The following is a 24,504-nucleotide window of genomic DNA, read 5'->3' on the forward strand; positions in this document are numbered from 1 at the left end:
TATGCTGCGGGGGCTGGTAGGGGAGAGGAGGAGCTTTTTTGAGGGACGAGGGATGATTTGCGAGGAACGATGTTGAAATTTTGTGAGGATTGCCTGATAAAACATCATCTGCAGATTATGTTGACGACATGAGCGAGTGGAAGGTTATTCCGAGTGATCAATTTGTACGCGATATGAAGTGGATGGGTAAACGTTATCCTCGGGAGACCGCGCAAATGATTCGCAACCTGGACGAATACCGGGCTCATCTGGAAGATTACGGCAATCCCATGCGAATGGTGGAGTATTCCTACGTTCACCGGGAATACGTCGGGTTGCCACGCCATCGCACAGCAACCGCTCGCATCCGCTGCTCAAACTTGCCTACATGTTTTTACTGTTATGTTCAAGCTTACGAGTTGCATCTGATTTGTGCCGGAGACAAACAAAGACAGTCCAAGGATAATAAATACTGCAAGGATTATGTCTCACAATTTTAATTCAACCTCTTCTGTAACCATGGAAAATAAAGAATACGTTCCGATCGATCTGTCAAAGAACAAGCGTTATGCAACGGTCGAAGATGACCTGAGAGACTGTGTATCGCCCGAGATCATGGAGGAAGCCAAACGGATCGCTGCCGCTTCCACCGTTTCCTCGGCTCTTGCCCATATGCGCGTCAAGGCAGGAATTTCGCAGAATATGATGGCTGCGGCACTCGATTGTTCCCAGCCGCGCATTTCCGCGATTGAAAGCGCGACCAATGACAAGATGAGCATGGCCGCCGTTCTGAAGTATGTGGAGGTGACGGGCTTCCCCTTCAAGGTTCAGTTGGAAGACGGTAGGGTTATTGCCGTGTCTTCCGTACCGAAGGGAAGGAAATCTCGCAAGAGCGTGTTGCGAAAACCTGTAAAGCCTAGGACAAAAGTCCATCCCAGTGCCATCCCTCTCCTGCGCTACCAGCCCTCCTCACTGTCCTCGGCAAATATTATATAACCCACCCCACAAAGACAAATCCACTGTGTTCGCAATTGGAAAAATAGCATTCGCCTTTCCACGAAAAAACGTTCCGTTTTTGGGCTATTGCAAGAAAACCTGTTCCTCAAACTGTCATTTTTTTCTGGAAGTTCCTGGTTTCCTCTTCTTCGGAACGGTTGACACCTTGAAAGGCAATCCCGTCACCTCCACGTATTTCAGGAGGGCAGGCATATGGATCTTTTCGTTGTTTGCCATTTCGATGGACGAAAATACACCGAGAAGAATATCCAAGAGCCGCAGCCATCATCTTCCGAGAAATACCCGCCTTGGTCCGCATGGCCATCAGGGCATAGGCACAAGACATGCGAGCATTGCGCCACTTGATCTCCCCGATTTCCCCCCGGTATATGTGTCGCATATATTTGATAATTGTTATTTAAGTTAAAACTAACTAGTTGTCTGCGCTAATTATTCAATGAAAATCTATAAGAGAGGCGTAAGATTTTTTATATGAGACTAGTTATAAAAACTTTCATAAAAATCTCAATGAATAATGACTCGTGAGTTGCAATGAACGTCAACCTGGAAAGTTGAAGGAATACCTAGATGGCCTGCCCTGTATTCGCTCCTATTTGGGGAATGGTCTTCATGGGGGCAAACGGTAAAGAAGAACCGTCAGAAAATAAGAGATTTCCTCAATTCCAGTCAATAGACGCGAGAATGGCGAAGCTACTGAAGTTGAATAAACAGGTAAAGCGCGTTTTTATTTAAGTCTCAGTCCAAAAACCCCGGATTTGCGGCCGCTGAGTTCCAGGGCGCGCAGGCGTTCCGGAGGGAGGCAGTCACGGGAGAATTCCGCGTAGTGCATGCGGTCCCGGAAGTAGTGGACGGCGCTTTGAGAGAGGGCGAAGATAAATTCCATGCCCATTTCCTCCGCTTTTCTTTTGGCGAATTCACACAGGGCGCGGCCATAGCCGCGGCCTTCATGGCGGTGCTTGATGTACAGGCAGCCCAGTTCCGCGCTGCGGTGCTTCGGGTAGGGATAGACGGCAACGCAGCCCACGATGCTGTCGTCCAGAGTCAGCACGTAGTAGTCATCCATTCTGGCGGCGATGTCCTCATAGTTCCGGTTGACCAGCTTGGAGTCCACTACGGAGCGGGCAATCATGGAGAGGAGCTCCGGAATGTCCTCCTCCTTCAAGGGGCGTATTTCCCGGTAGGAGTCCGTGTGGACCATGGTGCCTACGCCTTCTTCCGAGAAGAGTTCCTCCACCAGTACGCCTCGCATTTTGCCGTCCAGCAGGTGTACCCGGGGGATTCCCGTCCGGCAGGCCTCAGCCGCCTGGTCCAGTAGTTCCCGGTGGGTTACTTCTCCTTCCAGGCCCGCCACTTCCGATTCCAGAATGGCGGCAATGGGGCGTCCGTCACGGGAGGGAACCTTATGGTCGTTGAGCAGGGCGATGTATTTGGAGGCTCCCAGGCTGAATGCCATACGGACGGATTCCGGGTCAAAGGAGCCGGAACGGCCGGAGGCCACCACGGGGATCTGATGCCTCCCCAGGATTTCCCGGACTCTTTCCCGGACAAGCTGACCGCCTTTCAACGGCGCTTCCACCAGGGCGGAGCGCATTTCACAAACGCGCGTGTGTTCGTACAGCGCGGAGGCGTCCGTTCCTTCCACTATCAGCACGGGCCTGACGCCTATTTCCTGAAGAGCGTCCAGGTCCAGCAATGCGTCCACCAGCTCTTCGGAATCCACCAGGGGGCGTTCCACATGCACGGCAAAGATTTTGTCCCTGAAGTACGGGACGTACTCCAGCACGGAACGGACGTTGGTGGATTTGTTGGGAGGGAGCGTGGTCAAGGGCGGCCCGGAAGCTTGAAGACGGAGGGAACGGCTGTACCCGTTTCCTCCGTCCTGTAAGTGATGCGTAATGTTTTAGAACGTGCGGGTATCGGCGGAATCCCGGTTGTCCATGGTTTCCGCGAAGTCCTGGGAGTCAAGAGTGACGGCGATTTCTTCTTCCTCACCGGCGGCAGGCGTTTCCGCCGGCGCCTGGGCGGCTCCCTCCTTGCGGAGCACGACGCTGACCTTGCGCCTGGGCATGACCAGCTTGGGTTCCGCCACAGCGGGCTGGTAACCTTCACCGATGGTGGTGGCGTCGGAAATGACGGCTGGAGCTTCTTCCTGTTCCGGCTGTTGTGCGGACTGGTGTTCCCGTGCACGGGAGACTTGTTCCCGCAGGGCGGAGAGCAGGTCGCTGGGCATGCCGTCAAAACCTATTTCCGGCAGGTTGGCGCCGTCTTCCTGATTTTCATCGGAAGAATCAAACTGGGGCAGACTGGCCAGGAAGTCTTCAAACGCATCCAGGTTGGTGGTGCTCTTGAAGAGGTTGCCGATAGCTTCACCCTTGATGCTTTCCATCAGGGTAACGAACAGGTCGTAGGCTTCAGACTTGTATTCCACCAGGGGATCCTTCTGGCCCTGGGCGCGGAGGCGAACGCCTTCCCGCAGAGAGTCCATGTTGTACAGGTGCTCCTGCCACATTTTGTCAATAGCCCCCAGGATGATCTGGCGTTCCATGTGGTCCAGGTATTCCGGACGTTCGCGGGAAGCCTTGTCTTCATAAGTGGCCTTGACCTTGTCAATGAGGAAGGCGATGGTGTCATCCATCTGGCGTTCTTCCAGCTTGGCGGCGTCCGCCGTCAGTCCCAGCGGGAAGGAGGAGTTCATCCAGGCGAGCAGTTCGTCCGGATGGGTCAGGCCTTCCGAGTCCGGATCCAGGAATTCATGGGCGCGGGTGGCGATTACTTCTTCCAGGATGTCGTAAATCATTTCCCGCGGGTTTTCCGTAGAAAGCACTTCATTCCGGTAGCCGTAAACGATTTCACGCTGCTTGTTCATGACGTCGTCATAGTCCAGCACGTGCTTGCGCCACATGTAGTTGCGCTGTTCCACGCGTTTTTGGGCGGATTCCACGGATTTGTTCAGGAAGCTGTGTTCCAGGGCTTCGCCGTCAGCCACACCCAGGCGTTCCATCATCTTCGTCATGCGTTCCGCCGCGCCGAAGTTGCGCATCAGGTCGTCTTCAAAGGAGATGAAGAACTGGGAGGCGCCGGGGTCTCCCTGGCGGGAGCAGCGGCCGCGCAGCTGGCGGTCAATGCGGCGGGATTCATGGCGTTCCGTGCCCAGGACGAAGAGGCCGCCGAGGTCGGCCACGCCTTCGCCAAGCTTGATGTCCGTACCGCGGCCCGCCATGTTGGTGGAGACGGTGACGGCTCCGCGCTTGCCGGCCAGCGCCACGATTTCCGCTTCGCGCTGGTGGTTTTTGGCATTCAGCACTTCATGGGGGATTTTGGCCCTTTTGAGCATGCGGGAGAGCGTTTCAGAGGCGTCCACGCTGGCCGTGCCGATCAGGATGGGCTGGCCTTTGTCATGGAGTTCCTGAATTTTGTTAATCACCGCGTTGAATTTTTCACGGCGGGATTTGAAGATGAGGTCGTTCTGGTCCTTGCGGATGCAGGGGCGGTTGGTCGGGATGGGGAGGACGTCCAGCTTGTAAATGTCATGGAATTCCGCGGCTTCCGTTTCCGCCGTGCCGGTCATGCCCGCCAGTTTTTTGTACAGGCGGAAGTAGTTCTGGATAGTGATGGTCGCGTAGGTCTGGTTTTCACGCTCCACTTCCACGCCTTCCTTGGCTTCCACGGCCTGGTGCAGTCCGTCGCTCCAGCGGCGCCCCGGCATTTCGCGGCCCGTGTTCTGGTCAATGATGATGACCTTGCCTTCCTTGACGACGTATTCCACGTCTTTTTCGTAAATGCAGTAGGCTTTCAGCAACTGGGAGGTGGTGTGCAGGCGTGCTCCCGTTTCATCAAGCTGCTTGGTCAGTTCATTCTTGCGGCGCAGCTTGTCCTTTTCCGTCATGCGGGGGTCTTCATCCATTTCCGCAAAGGCGGTTCCCAGGTCCGGCAGCACGAAGTCCTCCGGGTGGCCGGGGGAGATGACTTCACGGCCTTTTTCCATCAGGTCGGCGTCGTGGGTCTTTTCATCCACGGTGAAGAACATTTCCTCCTTCAGCTTGTAGAGTTCCTTTTTGCGCGTATCCTGGTAAAGGGTCAGTTCATATTTTTCCACGATGCGGCGCAGCTCGGGATCCTGCATGGCGCGCAGGAAGGCGCGGTGGCGGGGCTGGCCTGTCTTCACCTTGAACAGGCAGCGGCCCACTTCTTCCGTGCGGCCTTCTTCCTGGGCTTTCAGGGCCTGCGACATGAGCTCGTTGCAAAGGTCCGTCTGCGCTTTCACCACGCGTTCAATGGCGGGGCGCAGGGTATCGTACTGCTGTTCCCGGGTGACGACCGCGGGACCGGAAATGATGAGAGGCGTACGGGCTTCGTCGATAAGGATGGAGTCCACTTCGTCCACAATGGAGAAGTAGTGCCCGCGCTGCACCTGCTCGGATTTGGAGGTCGCCATGCCGTTGTCGCGCAGGTAGTCGAAGCCGAATTCGGCGTTGGTGCCGTAAGTGATGTCGCAGGCGTATTGCTCCCGGCGAAGCTGGGAGGGCATCATGCTCTGGATGCAGCCGACCGTCAGCCCCAGGAACTGGAAGAGCATCCCCATCCATTCGGAGTCGCGGCGCGCCAGGTAGTCGTTCACGGTCACCACGTGCACGCCCATGCCGGTCAGCGCGTTCAGGTATACGGGAAGGGTGGCGACAAGCGTTTTGCCTTCCCCCGTGGCCATTTCCGCAATGTAGCCGCGGTGCAGGGCGATGCCGCCCAGCAGCTGCACGTCAAAGTGGACCATGTCCCACAGTTGTCTTTGTCCGCAGATATCGCGTTCTTCCCCGCAGAGCAGCCGGGCGCCGTGTTTGACGGCGGCAAAGGCTTCCGGCAGGATCTGGTTCAGGTAGCGTTCGCGCAGCTTGTCAAACTGGGGGGTGATGTTATTCCAGGCGGCCTTCCCCTCTTCAATGGAGGCGGGAGTGGCTTCCACCGTGGGGAGGGCGGCAAATTCGTCTTTCAGGGATTCAAAGCGTGCGTTCAGCTTGGCGGCTATTTCCTCCAGCTCTTCCCTGGGAGCGGCTTCCACAATGCGCACGGGGGAGCTTCATGGGGAGGAAGCGGTGAAGATAGCCCTGCCATTCCTTCGTTTTTTCAAGCAGGAAATCCTGACCCTTGCCGTTCCATGATTCTTCAATGGAGACGATTTGTTCCACAATGGGGCGCAGACGGCGCACTTCACGCTGGTTTTTGGTACCGACAATCTTGGTTAGAATCCACTTAATCATCTTTGTCTTGTTGAAAATTGACGAGGTAGAGTCGCTTTCAGCGGTCTAAGAATCGAAAAATACTAGCGGCTGCCGGAAGAATTGCAAGCACGGCCCTCCATTTGCTTTGATGATGACGTAATAGGTTGGATTTGGGCGGCATCATTCTGTCTTCCTTCCGTTTTTCCTTGCCTCTCCCTTTTCCCTGTAGGAGTGTATAGGGGAAAGGAGAGAATGAGCATGTACGGAGTATTCCATTCCGCCGGGCTGGCCCTTTTTCTGCCGGCTGTTTGCATGATGGCCGGCTGCCAGGAAAACGGCGCCGTAAAACAGCAGGAAGTGAATTTGCTGTCCGAGGGGATTGATGAGGACGGCAACCTTTTCATGCATTTTGAACTTGATTCCCATTACCACGGGGATTTGTATGCGGAAGTTTCCATGAAGGGGAATGAAATGCGCATTGCTCTGTATACTCATTCCACTCCCGGAGCTTCCCGGAAGGTGCCTTATGCGGACGGTTACAGGCTTGTTGTCCCATGGCCCGAGGGAACGGATTCCGTGGATATTACCCTGTGCGGAATAAATTTGGGAGGGTGGGAGAAACATAAATAGTAATGGAGGGAGGTTCCGTTCAGAGACGTTTTTGTTATCTGAATGTTAACGGAAATTCCTGTGTGGAGGCGCTTGTTTGTGGTATGAAGGCGGAATGAAGCCTCTTTTGGGGATGGGATGTGCGGTGCTGGCCGTTTGCGCCGTCGGCTTTTCAGCGTACCGCATCCTGATGGAGAGGATGCCCGATGAAATTCGGGGAACGCGCCTGGTGATGGAACATGACGCTTCTTACCTGCCGAAGGCGGGCATGGTGCGGCTGGAAAATGCCGGATTTTCCAGCATGGTTCACGGGTTGGAGAACGGGGGAAGTTTTTCTCACTGGCGGAGTGCATCGTGGAGGCGCGGCAAAAGGATATTCTGGATGATATGCTGGATAGGGTAGATCCGCAGCGTTCTTTGCGTTTCCATGTGATTTGCAACGCTTCCGGCGCGATGAAGGAAACATGGCTGGACGATGGAGGGAACGGGGAAAACGCCGTCCTCATCAACCGATGCATGGCCGTTCTGGGAGCCTATTGGCTCTTGCGCCGTTATTGTGATGATGAACAGCTGTTTTTCAAATGGATGAGGCTTTCGTTGAGGAACAGGAAAACTGCGTTTCTGGATGATTCCGTGGAATACCTGTTTCCCTGGCTCAGGCCGGACCGGGAACAATATGTTCATGGAAAGTGGATTTCGGATATCGAATCCGTCACCTATTATTGTTATCCTTTGGAAGAAAGGGGAAAGAGTTCTCTTCCTTCCCCATTCATGTACGCGGTTACGAGCCGGAAAAGGTTTTCTTCCGTCTCCTTGGAGATTCGATGCTCCGCGTTGAAAGGAGCATTGATAGACGTGGAGATCAAACAGGACAGCCAGATGATTCGTGCCGGAAGGGCCGTGCTCATCCGGATTGATGGGAACGATCATGGCCGGTCTTATTCATGGAACAGGCGCCCCGGAAAAATGTTGCCCGTGCGGCTGCCTTCCATGGAGATTCCGGAAGGCGGTCCTCCGGCCATGATACTTCCGGTTCCGGAAGACTTCCGTTCCTGTCCGGAGGAGGAAATTTTGCCTGCATTAATTGAAGAATGCCCGTGCATGAGCATGTAAGCCGGCGCTTGAGCACTAGGCATGAAACGGGAGGCGCATGCCATTGCATTCCGGCTGCGTCATACATGGAAAGAGGCAGACGATCAGTTGGGAAAGAGGATAAACGTAAACTTTTTTTTGGCCGGTTTTGTTGTGGAACCGTGTGATGGCCCATGGTTCATGACAGGTACTTCTCTTGGAATGATTCCAAATTGATGATATAATTACCCTATGAGTCATTGTGAGGATGGGCGCATCCGCATCCGCGGCGCCCGTGAGCATAATTTGCAGAATGTGGATGTGGACATTCCCCTGGGGCGGCTGACAGTGGTGACGGGACCTTCCGGATCGGGGAAAACGAGTCTGGCCATGCACACGCTGTATGCGGAAGGGCAGAGGCGTTATATGGAAACCTTTTCCCCGTACGTGCGCCAGTTCATGGACCGTATGGACAAGCCGGACGTGGATGCCGTGGAGAACATTCTTCCGGCCATCGCCCTGCATCAGCGCAACTCCGTCAGGACGTCCCGCTCCACGGTGGGAACCATGACAGGGCTGAACGATTACTGGAAATTCGTTTTCGCCCGTCTGGCCGTGGGGATATATCCGGAAACCGGACGGGAAATCAAGCCGGAAACACCCGGCTCCATTGATGAAAAGCTGCATGAGGAATTTCCTTCCGGAACGGAGGTGATGGTTTGCCTGGAAGTGGCGCGGCCCGAATCCGTGGACCTGCCCACGCTGAAAAGGAACCTGGTGGCGCAGGGGTATTTGCGCGCCTTTGCGCATGGAGAGGCCCTCCGGCTGGAGGACGAGGAATGGACCCTGGAAGACGGGGCTCCTTTGCTGGTGATTCAAGACCGCGTGAGGCTGGCGGAAGACCAGCGGGAGCGCAGGCTGGAAGCGCTGGAAACGGCCATGCGCCTGGGTGGCGGCGTGGCCCATGTGATTCCCCGCGTGGACGGCATCTGGCTGCCCGCCATGAAATTCCGCGGGGACTGGCATCCGCTGATGGAGCCGCGGCCCGGATTGTTTTCCTTCAATTCCCCCCGGGGGCATGCCCGGAGTGCCGCGGCTATGGCCGCGTGATCACCATTGACTACAACCGGTGCATCAAGCCGGAGCTCAGCGTCAATGACGGGGCCATCCATATTTTTGAAGGGGAAAGCAAGGTGTTTTCCGAATGCAAGAAGGACCTGATGCGCGGCTGGCGCAAAAATGCCCGCAAAGTTCGTCTGGATGTACCGTGGAAGGATTTGAAACAGTGGGAACGGGACTGGCTGCTGTACGGGGACGGAGAGGATCCGGATGAAATGTATGAACAAGGCCTGTGGTACGGCATTGCGGGCTTTTTCAGGTACCTGGAAAGCCGCACGCATAAAATGCATGTGCGGGTGTACCTGAGCCGTTTCCGCACCTATCAGGAATGCCCCTCCTGCCATGGCTTGCGCCTGAGGCCGGAAGCCCTGCAATTCAAGGTGGGCGGCAGAAGCATGCCGGAACTCTCCGGGATGCCCATGGACGAACTCCTGGCCTGGGTGGATCAATACGTCACGCCGCGCGCGGATGAAGACCCCGGCTTGAAGCATGCCGTGGCGGAACTCAGAAGCCGCCTGGAATATCTGAATGAAGTGGGTCTCGGCTACTTGACGTCCGACCGTCCCACGCGCTCCCTTTCCGGCGGGGAGATTGAACGCGTGAGCTTGACGACCTGCCTGGGCGCTTCCCTGACGGATACTCTGTTTGTGCTGGATGAACCCACCGTAGGGCTCCACCCCCGCGACACTTCCCGTTTGATTTCCGCCATGAACCGGCTTAAAAAGCGCGGGAATACGCTGGTGGTAGTGGAGCATGAGGAAACGGTGATGCGTGCCGCGGACAGCCTGGTGGACATGGGGCCCGGCTCTGGCCGGGAGGGGGGAAAACTGGTTTATTCCGGAGAACCTGCCCGGATTGGGGAAGTTGCGGACTCCCTGACGGGGGCGTTCCTTTCCGGCAGGCGGCGCATCGCGGTGCCTAAAAAGAGGCGCAAGCCGCGTCAATTTCTGACCGTATCCGGCGCCACGCGCCACAACCTGCACAAGCTGGACGTGAAAGTGCCTCTGGGCGTCTTCACCTGCCTGACCGGCGTCAGCGGGTCTGGAAAAAGCACCCTGGCGCACGACGTGCTGTACCTGAACGCTCTGGTGGAAAAAGGGGCCGTATGCGAGGATGAACCCGCCCATGTCAAATCCATCAAGGGCTGGGAACAACTGGATGAAGTGGTGATGGTGGACCAGAGCCCCATCGTCCGGACCCCGCGCTCCACTCCTGCCGTTTATGCCGGGGTCTTTGAAGAAATACGTTCCCTCTTCTCGGAGACGGAAACGGCCCGTGCGCGCGGCATGAAGCCCGGTTTCTTCTCCTTCAACAGCGGCGACGGCCGCTGTCCGCGCTGCATGGGCATGGGGAGTGAAAAGGTGGAAATGCAATTTCTTTCAGATATCTTCGTGCAGTGCCCGCTGTGCCACGGCTCCCGGTACGGAAGTGAAGTGCTGAGCGTGTACCGCGACGGCAGGAACATTGCGGACGTGCTCGGCATGACGGTGGCGGCCGCGCTGGAATACTTCAGAGCGGAAAAAGGGGCCAAGGCCTCCCGCATTGCTTCCAAGCTGGGCGTGCTTCAGCGCGTAGGGCTGGGGCACCTGACCCTGGGGCAGCCGCTGAACACTCTCTCCGGCGGGGAAAACCAGCGGTTGAAGCTGGCTAAAATCCTGCTGGACCAGATTGGATCCGGCGCGAACAGCCCCAAGATGCTGATTCTGGACGAGCCGGGAACGGGACTTCACTTTGCCGATATTGAAATTCTGCTGGCCGTGTTCCGGGAACTGGTGGAGCAGGGGCACACCCTGCTGGTCATCGAGCACAACCCGGAATTCATCAAATCCGCGGACTACGTGATCGACCTGGGGCCGGAAGGCGGCGCAGGCGGCGGCCATGTGGTAGCCACGGGAACGCCGGAGGAAATTGTAGCCTCCGGGAAGGGATATACGGGCAAATACCTCCGGGATGTGCTGGAAGGGCGCCCTTCCGTTTACGATCCGGCGGACGCCGCTATGCCGGAATCCGCTGACGTGGACATACCGGAAGGCGTGATGGCCCTGCGGGGAGCGCGCCACCATAACCTGAAAAACGTGGACCTGGACGTGCCGCGCGGAGAAATGACCGTGCTGACCGGGCTCTCCGGCTCCGGGAAAAGCTCCCTGGCCTTCGACATCTTTTTTGCGGAAGGGCAGCGGCGTTTCATGGACGTCATGTCCCCGTACGCCCGGCAATTCACGGAACAACTGGAAAGCCCTGACATTGACCGCTTGACCGGATTGCCCCCCACGGTGGCCATTGAACAGAACATGTCCCGCGGCGGCACCAAATCCACTGTGGGCACCGTGACGGAAATCTGGCAATTCATGCGTCTGCTATATGCCAAGCTGGGGCAGGCCTACTGCCCGCAGTGCGGCGTGCCGGTGGGCAAAAGATCGGAATCCGAAGTGGTGGAGCTGGTGGTGCGGCAGCTGAAAAAACACGGCAGTCTGGCCTTGCTGGCTCCCCTCGTCAGGGGACGCAAGGGGCATTACGCGGACCTGGCCCGCTGGGCGGAAGGAAAGGGATATGAGGAAATGTGGGTGGATGGCAAATTGGTTCCGTTGAGCGGATTCCAGCCGCTGGACCGTTATTCCAGCCATGACCTGGACCTGGTCGTTTCACGTCCGGAGGCCTCCTGGACCCGGAAAAACTTGCCGGAGCGGTGCATGCCGCGCTGGAAATGGGGGAAGGTTTCCTGCAAGTGCTTCCGCCCGGTTCCAGCCGGCCGGAGTTGATGGGGACCAAGCTTGCGTGCGCCTCCTGCGGGCAATCTTTCCCGGAACTGGAACCGTACACGTTCTCCTTCAACTCTCCACGCGGGTGGTGCCCTGTGTGCCGCGGGCATGGCATCGTGGGCAAGGGAAAGATGAAGGAAGACCAGGCGCAATCTCTGCTGGAAGCCGAACTGAAATATGACAAGGAACTGGCGCGGCAGGCGGACGATGACAAAGGGGTGAAAATCTGCCCCGCCTGCCAGGGAGTGCGTTTGAATGAATTTGCGCGCGCCGTGCGGCTTCAGGGAGTGACTCCCGGTGAAATCGCCTCCCTGCCTGCCGTAGCCGCCGCGGAACTGGTCAAAGGATGGAAATTTGAACGGGAGGAAGCTCTCATTGCCCGTGACGTGGTGGCGGAAATCACGCAGCGCCTCAACTTCCTCCAGCGGGTGGGGCTGGGCTACCTCTCCCTGGACCGCAGCGCCACGACGCTTTCCGGCGGGGAAACCCAGCGCATCCGCCTGGCATCCCAGCTGGGCTCCCACCTGCGCGGCGTGCTTTACGTGCTGGATGAACCCACCATCGGCCTGCATCCGCGGGACAACGAACTGCTGCTGGGTACACTGGATGAACTCAAGCGCCGGGGCAATACCCTGCTGGTCGTGGAACATGATGAAGACACCATGAAGCGTGCGGACCACATTGTGGACATGGGGCCGGGAGCCGGCATCCATGGCGGCAGGATTATGGCTCAGGGCACCTTTGAGGAACTGGCAGCCATGCCGGACTCCGTCACGGGCGCGGCCCTGCATCATAAGCCGCGCCATCCCTACCGCGGGAAAAGGCGCAGGGTTCCGGCCAGAAAAGATGAAACCGCGTGGCTGCGGGTGGAGGGCTGCCGCCTGCACAACCTGAAGGACGTGAATGCGGCCATTCCCAAGGGGCGGCTGACGGTGCTCACCGGCGTATCCGGCGCGGGGAAAACCTCCCTGATGACGGGAACCATCCGGCTGGCGGCGCGCCAGGCCATCGGCGACAAGCTCACTCGGGACCAGAAAAAGCTGTGGAAAACCTCCTCCGGGTTTGACACGCTGCGCATGGTGTACGGCGTGGACCAAAGCCCCATCGGCAAGACGCCCCGTTCTACGCCCGCCACCTATGTGGGCTTTTTGGACGACATCCGGACCCTGTTCGCGCAAACGGCGGACGCCCGCAGACTGGGCTTCGACCGCGGCCGCTTTTCCTTCAACACGGGGCAGGGTAACTGTGAATCCTGCAAGGGCACGGGCATGCAAAAGCTGGAAATGGACTTTCTGCCCCCCTGCTACGTGCCGTGTGAAACCTGCCGGGGCAAGCGCTACAACGCCGCCACCCTGACCGTGAGGTACAAGGGGAAAACCATTGCGGACGTGCTCCAGATGGACTTTGCGGAAGCGGCGGAATTCTTTGAAAGCCAGCCCCGCATCTCAGACCCGCTCAAACTGCTGGCGGAAACCGGCCTGGGCTACCTGACCTTGGGGCAGGCTTCCAATACGCTCTCCGGCGGGGAAGCCCAGCGGCTCAAGCTGGTGACGGAGCTCATCAAGGGGCGGCGCGTCAGCCGGAACGCCCTGATGAAGGGCAAGGAACTGCCTGGCGACCTGTACCTCATTGAAGAACCTTCCATCGGCCTGCATCCGCGAGACGTGCGGCTGCTCATCGATGTGCTGCACCGTCTGGCGGACCAGGGAAACACGGTCATCGTCATCGAACACAACACGGAAATCATGGCGGAGGCGGACTACATCATCGACATGGGCCCCGGCCCCGGTGAAGCCGGAGGAACCATCGTGGCGGAAGGAACCCCGGAGCAGATAGCCAAAAAGAACTCCCCACGGCGGAATACATCCGCCGGGAGCTGGAACCGGACAGCGTGTAACCCGTTAAAACAAAAACCTTGTCTTTCAGGACCGTTCCGGAATTACTGGAACGGTCCTTTTATATGGAGAAAAGGACCGGATGGAGGCTGACGGCGGGCGTTGGCCTGGTCACAGGGCGCCGAAATGCTTTTAAAGGAAAAATCAGCTATTCTGAAAATGGCGGAACGGAATTACTGCTGGAAATGTCTTAAAGGAAGTGCAAGGCTGTGTTCCGCATAAGCCCTTTTATTCCTGCGGCAGTGGTTGGCAAATACCGGAGAGGCAGGCGGGAACGGATGTAAAGGCATGAAAGCCATTCTTTAGAAAATCTTTGCACTGCGGTGAAACAATAAGCAATGAATATGGTGGAAAAAATAGTATTTGAACCGTTGGCAGACTCCCACCGGGAGGCCGTCATCCGTATCTTCAACCATTACGTGATGAACGGAACGGCTGCTTTCTCGGATGCGGAACTGCCGGAATCCTTTTATCCCCATATTCTGGAACGCGTGAAAGGTTATCCGGCGTATGCCGTGGTGGACTGCCGGACCGGGGAAGTAGTGGGCTTCTGCTTCCTGAGTGCGTATAAGCCTGTACCCACATTCCGGGAAACGGCCACCGTCACTTACTTCATTGCTCCCTCCCATCTTGGCCGGGGCATTGGCCGGATGTGCCTGGGCCGTCTGGAAGAGGATGCCGTGAAGCAGGGCATCCGCCACATCATTGCGGAAATATCCTCTGAAAACGAACAAAGCATGTCCTTTCACGCTAGCCAGGGCTTTATCCATGCCGGGCGCCTGAAAAACATCGGCTTTAAACTGGGCCGCACCTTTGACATTGTTTACATGCAGAAGGAAATCAAGTGATCAGCGCCGGTAATGCAGCGTGCAATAAGATGATGGGAATTTCCGAAAATCCTCTTCCTCACGCTATTCTGATGAGTCCTCTCTGAAAAGACAGGATGGCAGCGCCCTTCTCGTAGGCATCGTAAAGATTTCTCTAGTTTTGTAGGCGTCTTACCGCCCCAGATGACCGCAGGCTAACTTCCTTCCAGAGTGCTGCTGCTGTGAAAGACTGCGAGAAATTCGTTAACCAGTGCATTCACAGAGCGCAAGGGAAACAGATTTGCCGGAAATAGGAGCCGGCTCGTTCGCTGCTGTCAAACCGAACACTATCCGTGTTACAATGTACTGGCATTTCCTGCGTCTGAAAACGACAATCGCCAAGCTTGGCTGTTAAACTGGTACGGCATTTGGGAAATAGTCCAAAACAAAAACAGGAATATTTTTCAAATGATCATAAATTCGTTAAAGTCTTCCAATATGTTTTCATATACATGTAGATTAGTTCAAATGAGTACCTAATGTCCATCAACCAATCCGGAACAGGGTGTAAGTGTTTTAACCTTTTTTTCAGTAATTGATGTTGCTGAACCGGGACTAACGCTACTCTCAATCCGGTACTGGCTCTTCTTGAATCAGCATGATATCTTTCACGAGGTATCTCTTTCTCATTATCAGGTATGAAAGAAAACACTCCTCCCCGAGGGAGGTGACTGATAAACCAGTATCGGTTGATAAATTGCCGGTATCCGTTTTCCAGTTGACGGGATTGCGGCCATGCAAACGATGAGAATGATAAAAATCCGCACATAACTCCCATACATTGCCCAACATGTCATGAAACCCCCATGCATTGGGTTCTTTTTGTCCCACAGGATAGGCCCCTGTATTGGCATCGTGAAAATCCATCCATGCTACTTTCTCAAGATTATCGGGAAGAACGATTTCCTTGCCGCAGGAATAGGCTAATTCCCACTGTGCCTCCGTAGGCAGGGAAAAGCAATATCCTTCCGGAAGAATCCCCTGTTGTCGTGCAATCTCGGTTAATCGATCACAAAAATCCAGGCATTCATCATAGGATACCTGGCACATGGGGTACCGTGCGCCCGTTGTGATGGTCCATCTGTCTTCCAATTCCGGAATCGGGATCCATCCCATCATCTTTTCCCATTCCTCCTGTGTGATTTCGTACTTCCCCAGCCAGTAGGGATAAGTAATTTCCGTACGATGGCCAGATTTTGTAATTGGGTAACTTCCTTTTGGAATGAAAATCAAGGTGAGCTTGTGTTCCGAATGGGGAATATCCATTTTTAACACATCTCCGGCCTGGGCAGATTGAACATTGGCTGTCGCAGGGGGTACTATGTCCAGGCATGTAATATCATTGCCAGGATAAAGGACAAAGATGAGCAAAGCCAATAATGCTATAATAGAGAAACTGATTTTCTTATTATTTTTTATCCATTTTATTATAAATTTCATTCCGAAGAGACAGGATAATTTTAATTATTTTTTAATTTAGCCTCCAGTAATTGCTTGGCTGTTTTTCTGTCAGTATTTTTCAAATTCTGGTTAGCTCCTTGTTTAATCAGAAAATTGTAGGCACTTATTTGTCCTGTACGAGCAGCATAATGTAAGGCAGTTTCTTTGTAGGGAAAGGTCATAGAGGGTAGCTTCATTTCATTTGAAGCAACATTAATATCAGCCCCTAATTCGAGTAATTTCTTCATGGTATCAATATCCCCGATAGCTGCCGCTAACATAAGGGCTGCTTCGCTTCCATTCCATTTTTTATCATACGGATTAAGATTTGGTTGTGGAGTCATGTTTGACGACAAATCCCAGTATGATTGTAATGAATTTCTAATCATATCTTTTCCTACAATGTAGGCAGGAGTATTGTAATGTAGATAATAAGGTGGAATATAGGGATTTCTTGTTTCTTCTTTTTTGGGGGTTATGGATGTACAAGAATCCTAATAAGTTTAATGCTAAAAAAATCGAAAGGAATATAATATTAGTTTTCATGTTAAATAATTTATGATATACTTGTAGTTTTTAAAGTTCATGTGGATGATTTTTATGAAAAAAACAAGAATCATGCATAGATTTTTTGTTATATTTAAAATAGGTAAATAATATTTTATGATTTGTAAACAGCTTTTACAGAATGATATTTCTTTAATTTTCATTTAACACAACAAGCAAATTTGGATAACTCTTCTGCCTTCAATAAAGAATCATTGGGATTAAAAATATGTATCGGAATCATATAACTTGGATGCACTTTATAAATATCAGGCGTGGCTCTTCCCTCAAGATATTGGGAACCTAATATCATACATCCTATACTCCATCCTCAGAATTTTCAATTCATCATCAAGAAAAAAGTAACCAACTGCATCATAATTACCCATTCCCTCTGCTTGAGACCATGTTGAGAAGAGGGGGATGTCGTATATATATTTTACTTTTTCTTTATCTTTTTCACTAAAAAACCAATTAATTTTATCAAATTTAACCTTATTCATTAGGTATGGCATTCCTTTCTTTAAGTCATCGCGGATTTCATCAATATTTTTCATTTTAGAAAGATATTGATTCATGGATGTGCTTTTCTTACGAAAAATGCTTAACAAGCTATGTAAATCTTTTGGTTTCTTATCAACTGTTTTTTCAAAAACTTCTGGGGTTATGTCGGATGGATTTACGCTATATTTGATATAAAGACAGGTATAAACCAACGGAAGAGGAAAAAATATGAATAATGTAATTATAAATATACTAACTCCAACCAGAAATTTTACTATTCCCAATTTATTGTTCATTTTTTTTATTTTCATAGAAAACTAGCATAATTAAATTATGAGAAATGCGTAATTTATTCATCATTTAAATAATCCGCTGGCTATATTCCAAAAATTCGAATTATTAGAAGGGATATAAACAGCGCCATGGTTGTCGCCAAAGTCATTCGTAAAATCATGAGTTATTACATTTGCTGGCACATTTTCGGGATGATCTGGGCCATTCTCTCCCAGAGCCACATTGAATTCAGAAAGTGGATAAACGAATTCTAAAATATCATCTTCTTTGCTGATTGCTAAATGAATAGAATCAGCATTAGCAGGAGCTTTTTCAAATTCTTCTCCTGGTTCCAGAGACTCATTGTCAACTGCAGGATTGGCCAAGAAAACATTGCCTATATTGCCGATATCTTCCCCATGAGCCAATGCTTCAAGAGCTACTCCAGCTCCTAAGCTATGAGTTCCGATATGTACTTTTATGTTAGGACATTTGGCTTTTAAATCTCTAAGAAAATGAGAAAATGCACCTGATCCTGTAAATCTAGAACCTTTTACCGCGTCTTTAAAGTTTGAAGCACCAGGATTCCCGTTCCACGCAAACCCATAAACATCGCATTTTCCTTCCGAACTCTTATAAGCTTTTTCAACCACTTCAAATCTTGTCATCGCTTCTGCTAGAGTAGTATTATAACCATGGATCCATACTAACACACATCCGCATTTTGGACAATGACCTATTGTTCCTTCATAGGCATCTGACAAATTTGAAGGAAAAACCAGTCCATCATGATATATGTATTTTACAGATTCAGTAGCATTAATTAATATATATAGACCAAGTTAATCAAGTTGTTTAAAAATTCTATTTTTGATAAATCCATATAAGTTTCGTCCTCCGTATTCCCGAATAGAATCCCTGTTAATCCACCTGCCATCTGTAGGATTCAGGTAGCGGTAATTGTAGTAGATCAGGCCAAGCTCGTCGTCCATGAACTCGCAGGAAAACCTGAACTTGTTTTCCTGAGCCCTGTCGCCCTGCGCCGTGATTAGGGCTCCAAGGGAGGCATATTCATAGCGCGCCCTTCGCGTCTGCTTACAGTCGAAGATGGAAGTGACGTTTTTGAGCATATCATGCATGAAGTAAAGATGCTCGTTGACACTTGTTCCATCCTCCTTCCAGTTGGTCATCATCAGGATGCGCGTAGCAGTCGATTCTGTAGGATCCCACAGATAGGTCTTCACAAGTCTGTAAGAAGGACGCATCAAATCCAGTTCAGCTATTTGCAAATAGCCCTGGTATAGATACCATGCATGGCTGACAGTTGAACCATTAACTGCTACTTTTTTCTCAAAGCGGCGTCCCTGGTAATCGTAGGAGCAAGTAATCACGGTTCTTCCGTCTTCTTCAGTAAAATAACACAGGGCGGTCATTGGCATCATAGCTCACTTTCCAAATGCCTGTCGAGGTCTTGATCCTGGTCTGATTACCGTCTGCATCGTAAGTGGGAATGAATGGTTCCGTATTTCTGGTAATGTCCGTGTACTGGTTGAGCCGGTTGGCATTGTAGGATACTTCTTCCTCCAGTTCCCGTGCAGTCTTGCGGTTGCCGATGTTGTCGTACCGGTAGCTGTAGCTGCCTCTCTCCCTGAGTTGATCTCCAGTCAATTCACTGCGGCTATTGTAGGTAAAATCTCTTAGCGTGGCAGGAGTGGTTCCATCCCAGGAGTCCCGGCGTTGAACTGGACGCGTCAGGGCATCATACTGGTATTCATGGCCGGCGGCCATGCCTCCATTTCCCTGCTTCTCATAGCCAATGGAAGCCACGAGGTTGAGCTTGGGATGGTAGATAGATGTTGCTGCGAACCATGCCGTTGGGGTAGGTGAGCCGGTTGAGGAAGCCGCTGGTTTCATCGTATTCCCAAGTGAAGGAAGAGGCCAAACCATCCAGATTCATCCCAATCATGCCACCTTTCCGATCGTAGTCAAGATGGGAGTGCTGCACCGTGCGGGTTCCGGTCATGAGGCGGTAGCCGGTGGAACGTCCGAACGTGTCGAAGTCTTCCTGAAGGCTGCTTTCTACCGTTCCAAAGGAAGTGTCCCGAACCATTCTGCCGTAACTGTCATGGGAAAGTTCCCGGAGGCCGGAGGCGTCCCGGATAAAAGTCATCTGCCCGAGATGATTGCAGGAGAACTCCCATCCCGGAGTATCGTCGCTGTGGGAGACGGAGACAAGTTCTCCTGTCAATGGAGCATAGGCGTACGTCGTGACAATGCCTCTGGCCTTGGTGACGGTTTCCGGACGGTTGAACTGGTCGTAGGTTCTGAGAACGCAGGAGCCGTCGGCATAGGTTTTCTTCAGTTCCATTCCCGTGGCCTCGTCGTAGAGCCAGGTGGTAGTGTCCCCGTCGGCGCGGCCGGAAGGATCAGTGATGATGTCCCCTTCGTCCACCCTGAAAGTAGTCAGTGAGACCATACGATCGGCTTCATCGTAGGCGAAACTGGCCGGCTGGAGGGACGTGCCGTATTCGGCTATCTTTCTTCCCTGGATGTCGTAGGAATAGCAAGTAGTACCTCCCATGGAATCGGTGATGGAAGCCACAGCATCGCAGCAGGGCAGGTAGCTGGTGGTGGTTACGTTGCCGGCTGCATCCGTGGATTTGACTGGTCGTCCGTCTAAGTCAGTTTCAATCGTTGTGGCATTGCCCCGGGCATCCGTCTGATGCAGAATCATGCCTGTAGAGGTATAGGAGCGTTCCTGCGAGGAATGAATGCCCGCATGGTTCGTCTGGCTCACTGTAAAACCATCAATGACCAGGGCCACCTTGGATTCCTCCGGCTTTTCCAGGTTAATCACGCCGGATTCTATCATTTCATTGTACAAGTCGTTCCCTGCACGGGTGCGTTCCCCCCCCGCGCCGCCGAAGGCGCCGATTTTGCGAAAGGGCAGATGAGGTCGATTACTTTGATGCCCGTTTCCAGCACTTCCGTGCTGGTGGATTGCTCGTCCAGCGGCGGAGCGCTGCGGTGAATGCTTTTCATGCCGGAGCAGGAGAGCGCGCCGCGTTCGTCCACGGCTTCACCCAGCACATTGAAGATGCTATAATCATGAAAATAAGAGAAAGAGTGCAAGCTATAATATTTACTCAAATTTTGATTTTCTTCATCATATAATAAAATACTTATAAAAAATATAATATATTTAAAATAAATAATAAAATTAATATAAGCAATGATGTTCGGTTATACCATGCGTCTGAACCCGGCTCCGTGGAGAGTTCCAGATCCTTGGTGGGGATGGAAAGGGAGATGGAGGAGTGGGCGTGAAGGTGGAGAAAACAGGTGGCGGGAGCCATGACCTTGAGGTATCCGGACTATTCGTGCCGGGTGTTGTTGGAAGCAGTTCGTTTGGGGATAAGGACGGGAGCGGAGAGTCCGTTGACCAGGAAGTTGCCCTGGGGCTGTCCGTTGGGGTACATGGGAATGAAGGGATAGACGGTGTCCATGGCGCCGATATTGAAAGTGTTGTTCATGGTAATGAAATGATGTTTGTTCAATGGTTGCGACTACCATGAATCAAAAACCAGCAACGTAAACACGTCGGGAACGTTATGATATTTGGTGAGTTTTTGAGGCGGATGGCAACGTGGGAAAAGGGAGGGGATTCTTCTCCGGTGGCACGTATTTCTTTGCCATATTTTCAAAATTTACCCATTGCCAGCTTAAAAGGCAGCGTGCTAGCGTCCATCAATGAATTCGTTCAACATCTAACTCCATTATTTCATGAGCACCACATTGAAAAAGATCTATGTCAACGGGTTCCCCAGTCTCTACGGGGGCGCGGGAACCGAACTCCACCACCAGATTCTGGTCTGGCTCCACATGGGTATTGACGTGCATATCATCCCCACCAACGGCGGATTTGAAAATGAAGCCCTTTATTTGGAAATGATCCGTCTGGGCGTCCATATCCACGCTCCCAATGACTGGACAGTCCTGCAGGAAGGGGATGCCATCATCGGATTTTGCAACGGAGAATTTCTGGAAAACATGCCCGCCATTCGCCAGCGCACCAAACGCACCATCTTTGTCAACTGCATGACCTGGCTTTTCAACAAGGAAAAGGAACTCATGAAGCAGGGGCTCATTGCCATGTTCCTTTACCAGAACGAGGAAGTCAGGCAGAAGAACATGCCCCTGCTCAAGCGCTGCAACGACGACCCTACCATTGCTTTCATGACGTTCAAGCCTTACTTCCACAACGAATCCTTCCCTTTCATTGAGGAGAGGACGCAGGAATACTTCGGCTGCGGGCGCATCTCGCGCCAGGACGCGAGCAAATTTGCGGCCAATACGCTCCATATTTATGAATATTTCGTGGCGCCTGTCTTCAAGCGTGGCCTTTTTCTGGGGTTTGACCAGAGGAGCCGGGAGAAAATCGGAGAGCCTTACAGTTGGATACGCACGGCCCGCGACCAGAGGGAGGTGAGCCAGCAGGACTTTTACAAGCACTGCCAAATCGTGCTCCAGCCGACGGACACGACGGAGAACTGGCCGCGTGTCGGTTTTGAATCCATGGCAAGCGGAAGCGTGCTTGTGGTGGACAACCGTGGAGGCTGGAGGCAGATGGTGGAGCATGGCAAGACCGGATGGCTGTGCGACCATGAAAGGGATTTTATCTACTACGCCAGCAAGATGGCCTACGAGCCCAACCTGAGGTCCGACATGGCCCACGCGGCGCGGGAGCGTGGACTGGAGCTTGGAGGGCTGGAAGCGTCTGTAGCCAGCTGGGAGGAAGTCTTTGACGCGGTGGAAAAACTGCCGGCTTAGAAATGGGAGGAAAAACCATGAAAAAGAAAACAAATATTGTCGTAGGCATTTGTTCATGCCATGGAACGGGAGATAAACGGAAAGCGGTAAGGTCTACCTGGCTGGCCCATCCCGCGCAGAACGTTGAATGCATGTTCTTTGTAGGAGGAAACCGGGTTCCGGAGGGGAAGAAGAAGATACGGTGGGGCTTGATGCGCCCGATGGCTACAATGAGCTCCCCGCAAAAGTGAAATCCTTCTTTCGTTACGCGCTGGAGAATTACGAATTTGAATGGCTCTTTAAATGTGATGACGATACGTATTTGGAATTGAGCCGGTTGACCTCCTTGATAGATGAAGATTATGATCTGATTGGGGATGCGATGGTTGCGCTTCGCAATTCACCGAGCGGAGGGGCGGGCTACCTGCTGAAGCGCAGCATGGTGGAAAAGCTGGTGAATGCGCCGGGTTTTGCGGAATGCGGGGCAGAGGATGTGATCGTAGGTGAACTGGCAGGCAGGCTCGGAGGCCGCTTGAAATCCACGAAACGGCTTTACATGTCCAATGTTTATTACCCGGAACGGGATAATGACATGGTAACGGCCCACTGGTGTTCTCCCGACATCATGCAGGCCCTGTATTCGTTTAATTACAAAATTCCCTCCGCTGTGTGCGATGTTGTTCATCTTCATTGGAAAGGGGAAATGCTGTTTTATTCCAACGGGGCGTTCAGGAGGCGGGATACTTCCTGCTATGGCTGGTGGAGCATTGGCTCCAAGGGTGAACTGAAGCTGAAATGGCAGATGTGGCCTATGGAGCAGCTCCTTTTGGAGGGAGAACGGTTTATCGGGTCTGAAACGGAGATATTCCAGCGGTCGGACATGCCGTCCCTGGCCCGGTTATGGGCTGAACGCCGTCTTTCTTTCGGCAACGTGGAAATCATGGACCAATCTCCTCTGCTGTATATCCATTTGGGGTGCGGCACCCGGAGGTTGAATGGCTGGTTGAATCTGGACGCTCCCAATTATGATATTACCAGGCCACTCCCGTGGAAGGACGATTCCGTAGACGCTTTTTATCTGGAGCATGTCATTGGAACAGTAACGTCTGCAGAGGCCTGCCGATTTTTCACGGAAGCCTTCCGTGCTCTAAAACCCGGAGGAATCTTACGATTAAGTTTCCGGGACGTGCGCCTGATGCGCGGGGTGATGACGCCTGCGTTCAGGCAATACATGAAGAAACAGGGGAAAGGAAATCACACTCCGGAGAATGATTTGTGTGCATTTATGGAAGTCTACAAGCAACAATCCCTGTGGTCTGCCGATTTCCTGAGTTATGTTTTGGAAGAGCTGGGGTTCCAGGTTTCCCAGCATGCTCCGGGTAATTCCCGCCATTTGCACCTTCAGTGTCTTGAAAGGCGATCCGACAGGGATGAACATCCTTTTGACCTGCTGGGCACGGTTTGCCTGGATGCCCGGAAACCGCAGAAGACTGTTACCGGTAAATTTTTATCCTTGCGTCCCGCTTCTGTTCCGGCATCTCCCGGTTACGTCACGACGCAGTTTATGCCCGGCTCGCGTACGTGCAATCATCTGTTCCAGATAGCTGCTGCCTATGCGCATGCTCTCCGGCTGGGTGTGGGATGCCGTATTCCCTGGAGATACAGTTCCGAGACCTGGGAGCTGATGACTTATCTGGGTGAGGCCTGTTCGCTGTGCCCGGACGGCGGATATAACGATCCCGTGACATACAGGGAGCCCGGATTTTCCTACCATCCCATTCCTGAAACGGTTCGCTACGGCGCCTTGAGAGGGTATTTCCAGAGTGAGCGGTATTTCAAGGATGTTGCGGAAGAAATCCGTTCCCTGTTTGCTCCTCTTATTGCTCCCGTCCAGGAGGGCGTGGCCGGCGTTCATATAAGGATGGGGGACTATCTTGACCGTACAGACATGTACCATACGCCGGATGTTCCCTTTCTTAATGAAGCTTTACGGAGGCTTTCCGGCAACATCAGTAAGCTGGTCGTCTTTTCCGATTCTCCGGAATTGGCCCGGAAATTGATGGAGGGCGTTCCGGAAGCAACGCGTTTTGAAATAGTCATGGATGAGCATGAGACGCTGGACGCCCTCCGGGAATTGACGTCCATGCAGGAACTCGTCCTTTCCTGTTCCTCCTTTTCCTGGTGGGGGGCATGGCTTGGAGACCAGCAGAGGGTTTTTATTCAAAAACAGTGGTTTACCGGAAAGATTGAGGACGAGCAGGACATTTTCTGCCCGCAATGGATTAAACTTTAACAGGTACATTTTATGAAATGTGTTTTGATTGTGTCTCCTGGGGAAAAGTCGGAGGGAGCTTCGGAATTGCACCGGATGGGTTACGAGCTGGAGCTCTATCCCTCTACCGCG

General features: G+C 52.8%; 23 protein-coding genes and 1 pseudogene. 9 read left to right on the top strand and 15 right to left on the bottom strand.

All coding sequences use genetic code 11. From position 1 onward, the window contains the following. Nucleotides 1-128 precede the first annotated feature (128 nt). Both PVA48_RS11850 and PVA48_RS11855 read left to right on the top strand, forming a co-directional pair. The gene (locus PVA48_RS11850; protein WP_102728047.1) at nt 129-479 is read left to right on the top strand and encodes a hypothetical protein; all 351 of its coding nucleotides are present in this window, start codon (nt 129-131) and stop codon (nt 477-479) included. A 19-nt stretch (nt 480-498) separates the two neighbouring features. Further along, nucleotides 499-975, top strand: coding sequence for a helix-turn-helix domain-containing protein (locus PVA48_RS11855; RefSeq protein WP_102728048.1), 477 nt, complete (start codon nt 499-501; stop codon nt 973-975). A 106-nt stretch (nt 976-1,081) separates the two neighbouring features. On the opposite strand, the gene PVA48_RS11860 is transcribed toward PVA48_RS11855, so the two are convergent. From PVA48_RS11860 to PVA48_RS11880, 5 genes and pseudogenes are all read right to left on the bottom strand, one after another. After that, entirely contained in the window at nt 1,082-1,375 is a 294-nt protein-coding gene (locus PVA48_RS11860) for a hypothetical protein (protein WP_215442697.1), read from the bottom strand. Nucleotides 1,376-1,720: 345 nt separating this feature from the next. Next, nucleotides 1,721-2,821 (bottom strand): GNAT family N-acetyltransferase, encoded by a 1,101-nt coding sequence (locus PVA48_RS11865; protein WP_102721467.1) that lies wholly within the window; start codon nt 2,819-2,821, stop codon nt 1,721-1,723. A 75-nt stretch (nt 2,822-2,896) separates the two neighbouring features. Continuing rightward, nucleotides 2,897-3,982, bottom strand: a complete 1,086-nt coding sequence (locus PVA48_RS11870) for a hypothetical protein (protein ID WP_423232528.1) — start codon at nt 3,980-3,982, stop codon at nt 2,897-2,899. Beyond that, nucleotides 3,956-5,953 (bottom strand): annotated as a pseudogene (secA, locus tag PVA48_RS11875) (preprotein translocase subunit SecA); the annotation flags it as partial. The gene PVA48_RS11870 and the pseudogene secA, both read right to left, overlap by 27 nt. Nucleotides 5,954-5,987: 34 nt before the next feature. After that, nucleotides 5,988-6,248, bottom strand: coding sequence for a hypothetical protein (locus PVA48_RS11880; RefSeq protein WP_423231789.1), 261 nt, complete (start codon nt 6,246-6,248; stop codon nt 5,988-5,990). 219 nt (nt 6,249-6,467) lie between these two features. On the opposite strand from PVA48_RS11880, the gene PVA48_RS11885 reads away from it, so the two are divergent. Then, nucleotides 6,468-6,839, top strand: a complete 372-nt coding sequence (locus PVA48_RS11885; RefSeq protein WP_146019206.1) for a hypothetical protein — start codon at nt 6,468-6,470, stop codon at nt 6,837-6,839. A 315-nt stretch (nt 6,840-7,154) separates the two neighbouring features. Here PVA48_RS11885 and PVA48_RS11890 read toward each other — a convergent pair whose 3' ends face one another. Continuing rightward, nucleotides 7,155-7,748: a hypothetical protein gene (locus PVA48_RS11890; protein WP_423231790.1), complete on the bottom strand. Its 594-nt coding sequence runs from the start codon at nt 7,746-7,748 to the stop codon at nt 7,155-7,157. A gap of 393 nt (nt 7,749-8,141) precedes the next feature. Here PVA48_RS11890 and PVA48_RS11895 point away from each other — a divergent pair, with 393 nt between their 5' ends. The 4 genes from PVA48_RS11895 (at nt 8,142) to PVA48_RS11910 (ending at nt 14,510) form a co-directional block, all read left to right on the top strand. Next, nucleotides 8,142-8,999, top strand: a complete 858-nt coding sequence (locus tag PVA48_RS11895) for a hypothetical protein (RefSeq protein ID WP_423231791.1) — start codon at nt 8,142-8,144, stop codon at nt 8,997-8,999. After that, nucleotides 8,996-11,767: an ATP-binding cassette domain-containing protein gene (locus PVA48_RS11900; protein ID WP_423231792.1), complete on the top strand. Its 2,772-nt coding sequence runs from the start codon at nt 8,996-8,998 to the stop codon at nt 11,765-11,767. The genes PVA48_RS11895 and PVA48_RS11900 overlap by 4 nt, the downstream gene beginning before the upstream one ends. After that, a complete protein-coding gene (locus PVA48_RS11905; protein ID WP_423231793.1) occupies nt 11,713-13,755 on the top strand; it encodes a hypothetical protein in 2,043 nt (680 codons plus the stop codon). The genes PVA48_RS11900 and PVA48_RS11905 overlap by 55 nt, the downstream gene beginning before the upstream one ends. 245 nt (nt 13,756-14,000) lie before the next feature. Further along, nucleotides 14,001-14,510, top strand: a complete 510-nt coding sequence (locus PVA48_RS11910) for a GNAT family N-acetyltransferase (protein ID WP_205597338.1) — start codon at nt 14,001-14,003, stop codon at nt 14,508-14,510. A gap of 585 nt (nt 14,511-15,095) precedes the next feature. Here PVA48_RS11910 and PVA48_RS11915 read toward each other — a convergent pair. The 9 genes from PVA48_RS11915 to PVA48_RS11955 form a co-directional block, all read right to left on the bottom strand. Further along, nucleotides 15,096-15,968 (bottom strand): formylglycine-generating enzyme family protein, encoded by an 873-nt coding sequence (locus tag PVA48_RS11915; protein WP_423231794.1) that lies wholly within the window; start codon nt 15,966-15,968, stop codon nt 15,096-15,098. A 20-nt stretch (nt 15,969-15,988) separates the two neighbouring features. Continuing rightward, on the bottom strand, nt 15,989-16,312 hold the full coding sequence (locus PVA48_RS11920) for an ankyrin repeat domain-containing protein (protein ID WP_423231795.1): 324 nt from the start codon (nt 16,310-16,312) through the stop codon (nt 15,989-15,991). 489 nt (nt 16,313-16,801) lie between these two features. Further along, nucleotides 16,802-17,314, bottom strand: coding sequence for a hypothetical protein (locus PVA48_RS11925; RefSeq protein WP_423231796.1), 513 nt, complete (start codon nt 17,312-17,314; stop codon nt 16,802-16,804). 60 nt (nt 17,315-17,374) lie between these two features. Further along, nucleotides 17,375-18,055, bottom strand: a complete 681-nt coding sequence (locus tag PVA48_RS11930; RefSeq protein WP_180975138.1) for an alpha/beta hydrolase — start codon at nt 18,053-18,055, stop codon at nt 17,375-17,377. A gap of 78 nt (nt 18,056-18,133) precedes the next feature. Continuing rightward, nucleotides 18,134-18,733, bottom strand: a complete 600-nt coding sequence (locus PVA48_RS11935) for an RHS repeat domain-containing protein (RefSeq protein ID WP_423231797.1) — start codon at nt 18,731-18,733, stop codon at nt 18,134-18,136. Beyond that, nucleotides 18,699-19,118 carry a hypothetical protein gene (locus PVA48_RS11940; protein ID WP_423231798.1) on the bottom strand — a complete coding sequence of 140 codons (420 nt, stop codon included), beginning with the start codon at nt 19,116-19,118 and terminating at the stop codon, nt 18,699-18,701. Before PVA48_RS11940 ends, PVA48_RS11935 begins: the two co-directional genes overlap by 35 nt. Beyond that, nucleotides 19,099-20,163 carry a hypothetical protein gene (locus PVA48_RS11945; protein WP_215709519.1) on the bottom strand — a complete coding sequence of 355 codons (1,065 nt, stop codon included), beginning with the start codon at nt 20,161-20,163 and terminating at the stop codon, nt 19,099-19,101. Before PVA48_RS11945 ends, PVA48_RS11940 begins: the two co-directional genes overlap by 20 nt. Then, entirely contained in the window at nt 20,160-20,381 is a 222-nt protein-coding gene (locus tag PVA48_RS11950) for a hypothetical protein (RefSeq protein ID WP_423231799.1), read from the bottom strand. The genes PVA48_RS11945 and PVA48_RS11950 overlap by 4 nt, the downstream gene beginning before the upstream one ends. A 284-nt stretch (nt 20,382-20,665) precedes the next feature. Next, nucleotides 20,666-20,824 (bottom strand): hypothetical protein, encoded by a 159-nt coding sequence (locus tag PVA48_RS11955; RefSeq protein WP_022397449.1) that lies wholly within the window; start codon nt 20,822-20,824, stop codon nt 20,666-20,668. Between the two features lie 262 nt (nt 20,825-21,086). Between PVA48_RS11955 and PVA48_RS11960 the strand changes: the two genes are divergently transcribed. Next, nucleotides 21,087-22,121: a glycosyltransferase gene (locus tag PVA48_RS11960; RefSeq protein ID WP_423231800.1), complete on the top strand. Its 1,035-nt coding sequence runs from the start codon at nt 21,087-21,089 to the stop codon at nt 22,119-22,121. A 127-nt stretch (nt 22,122-22,248) separates the two neighbouring features. Continuing rightward, nucleotides 22,249-24,393 (top strand): alpha-1,2-fucosyltransferase, encoded by a 2,145-nt coding sequence (locus PVA48_RS11965; protein WP_423231801.1) that lies wholly within the window; start codon nt 22,249-22,251, stop codon nt 24,391-24,393. The last annotated feature ends 111 nt before the right edge of the window (nt 24,394-24,504 follow it).

It is taken from the genome of Akkermansia sp. JRP_AM1 (genome assembly GCF_049262625.1).
Taxonomy (GTDB): Bacteria; Verrucomicrobiota; Verrucomicrobiia; order Verrucomicrobiales; family Akkermansiaceae; genus Akkermansia; species Akkermansia massiliensis.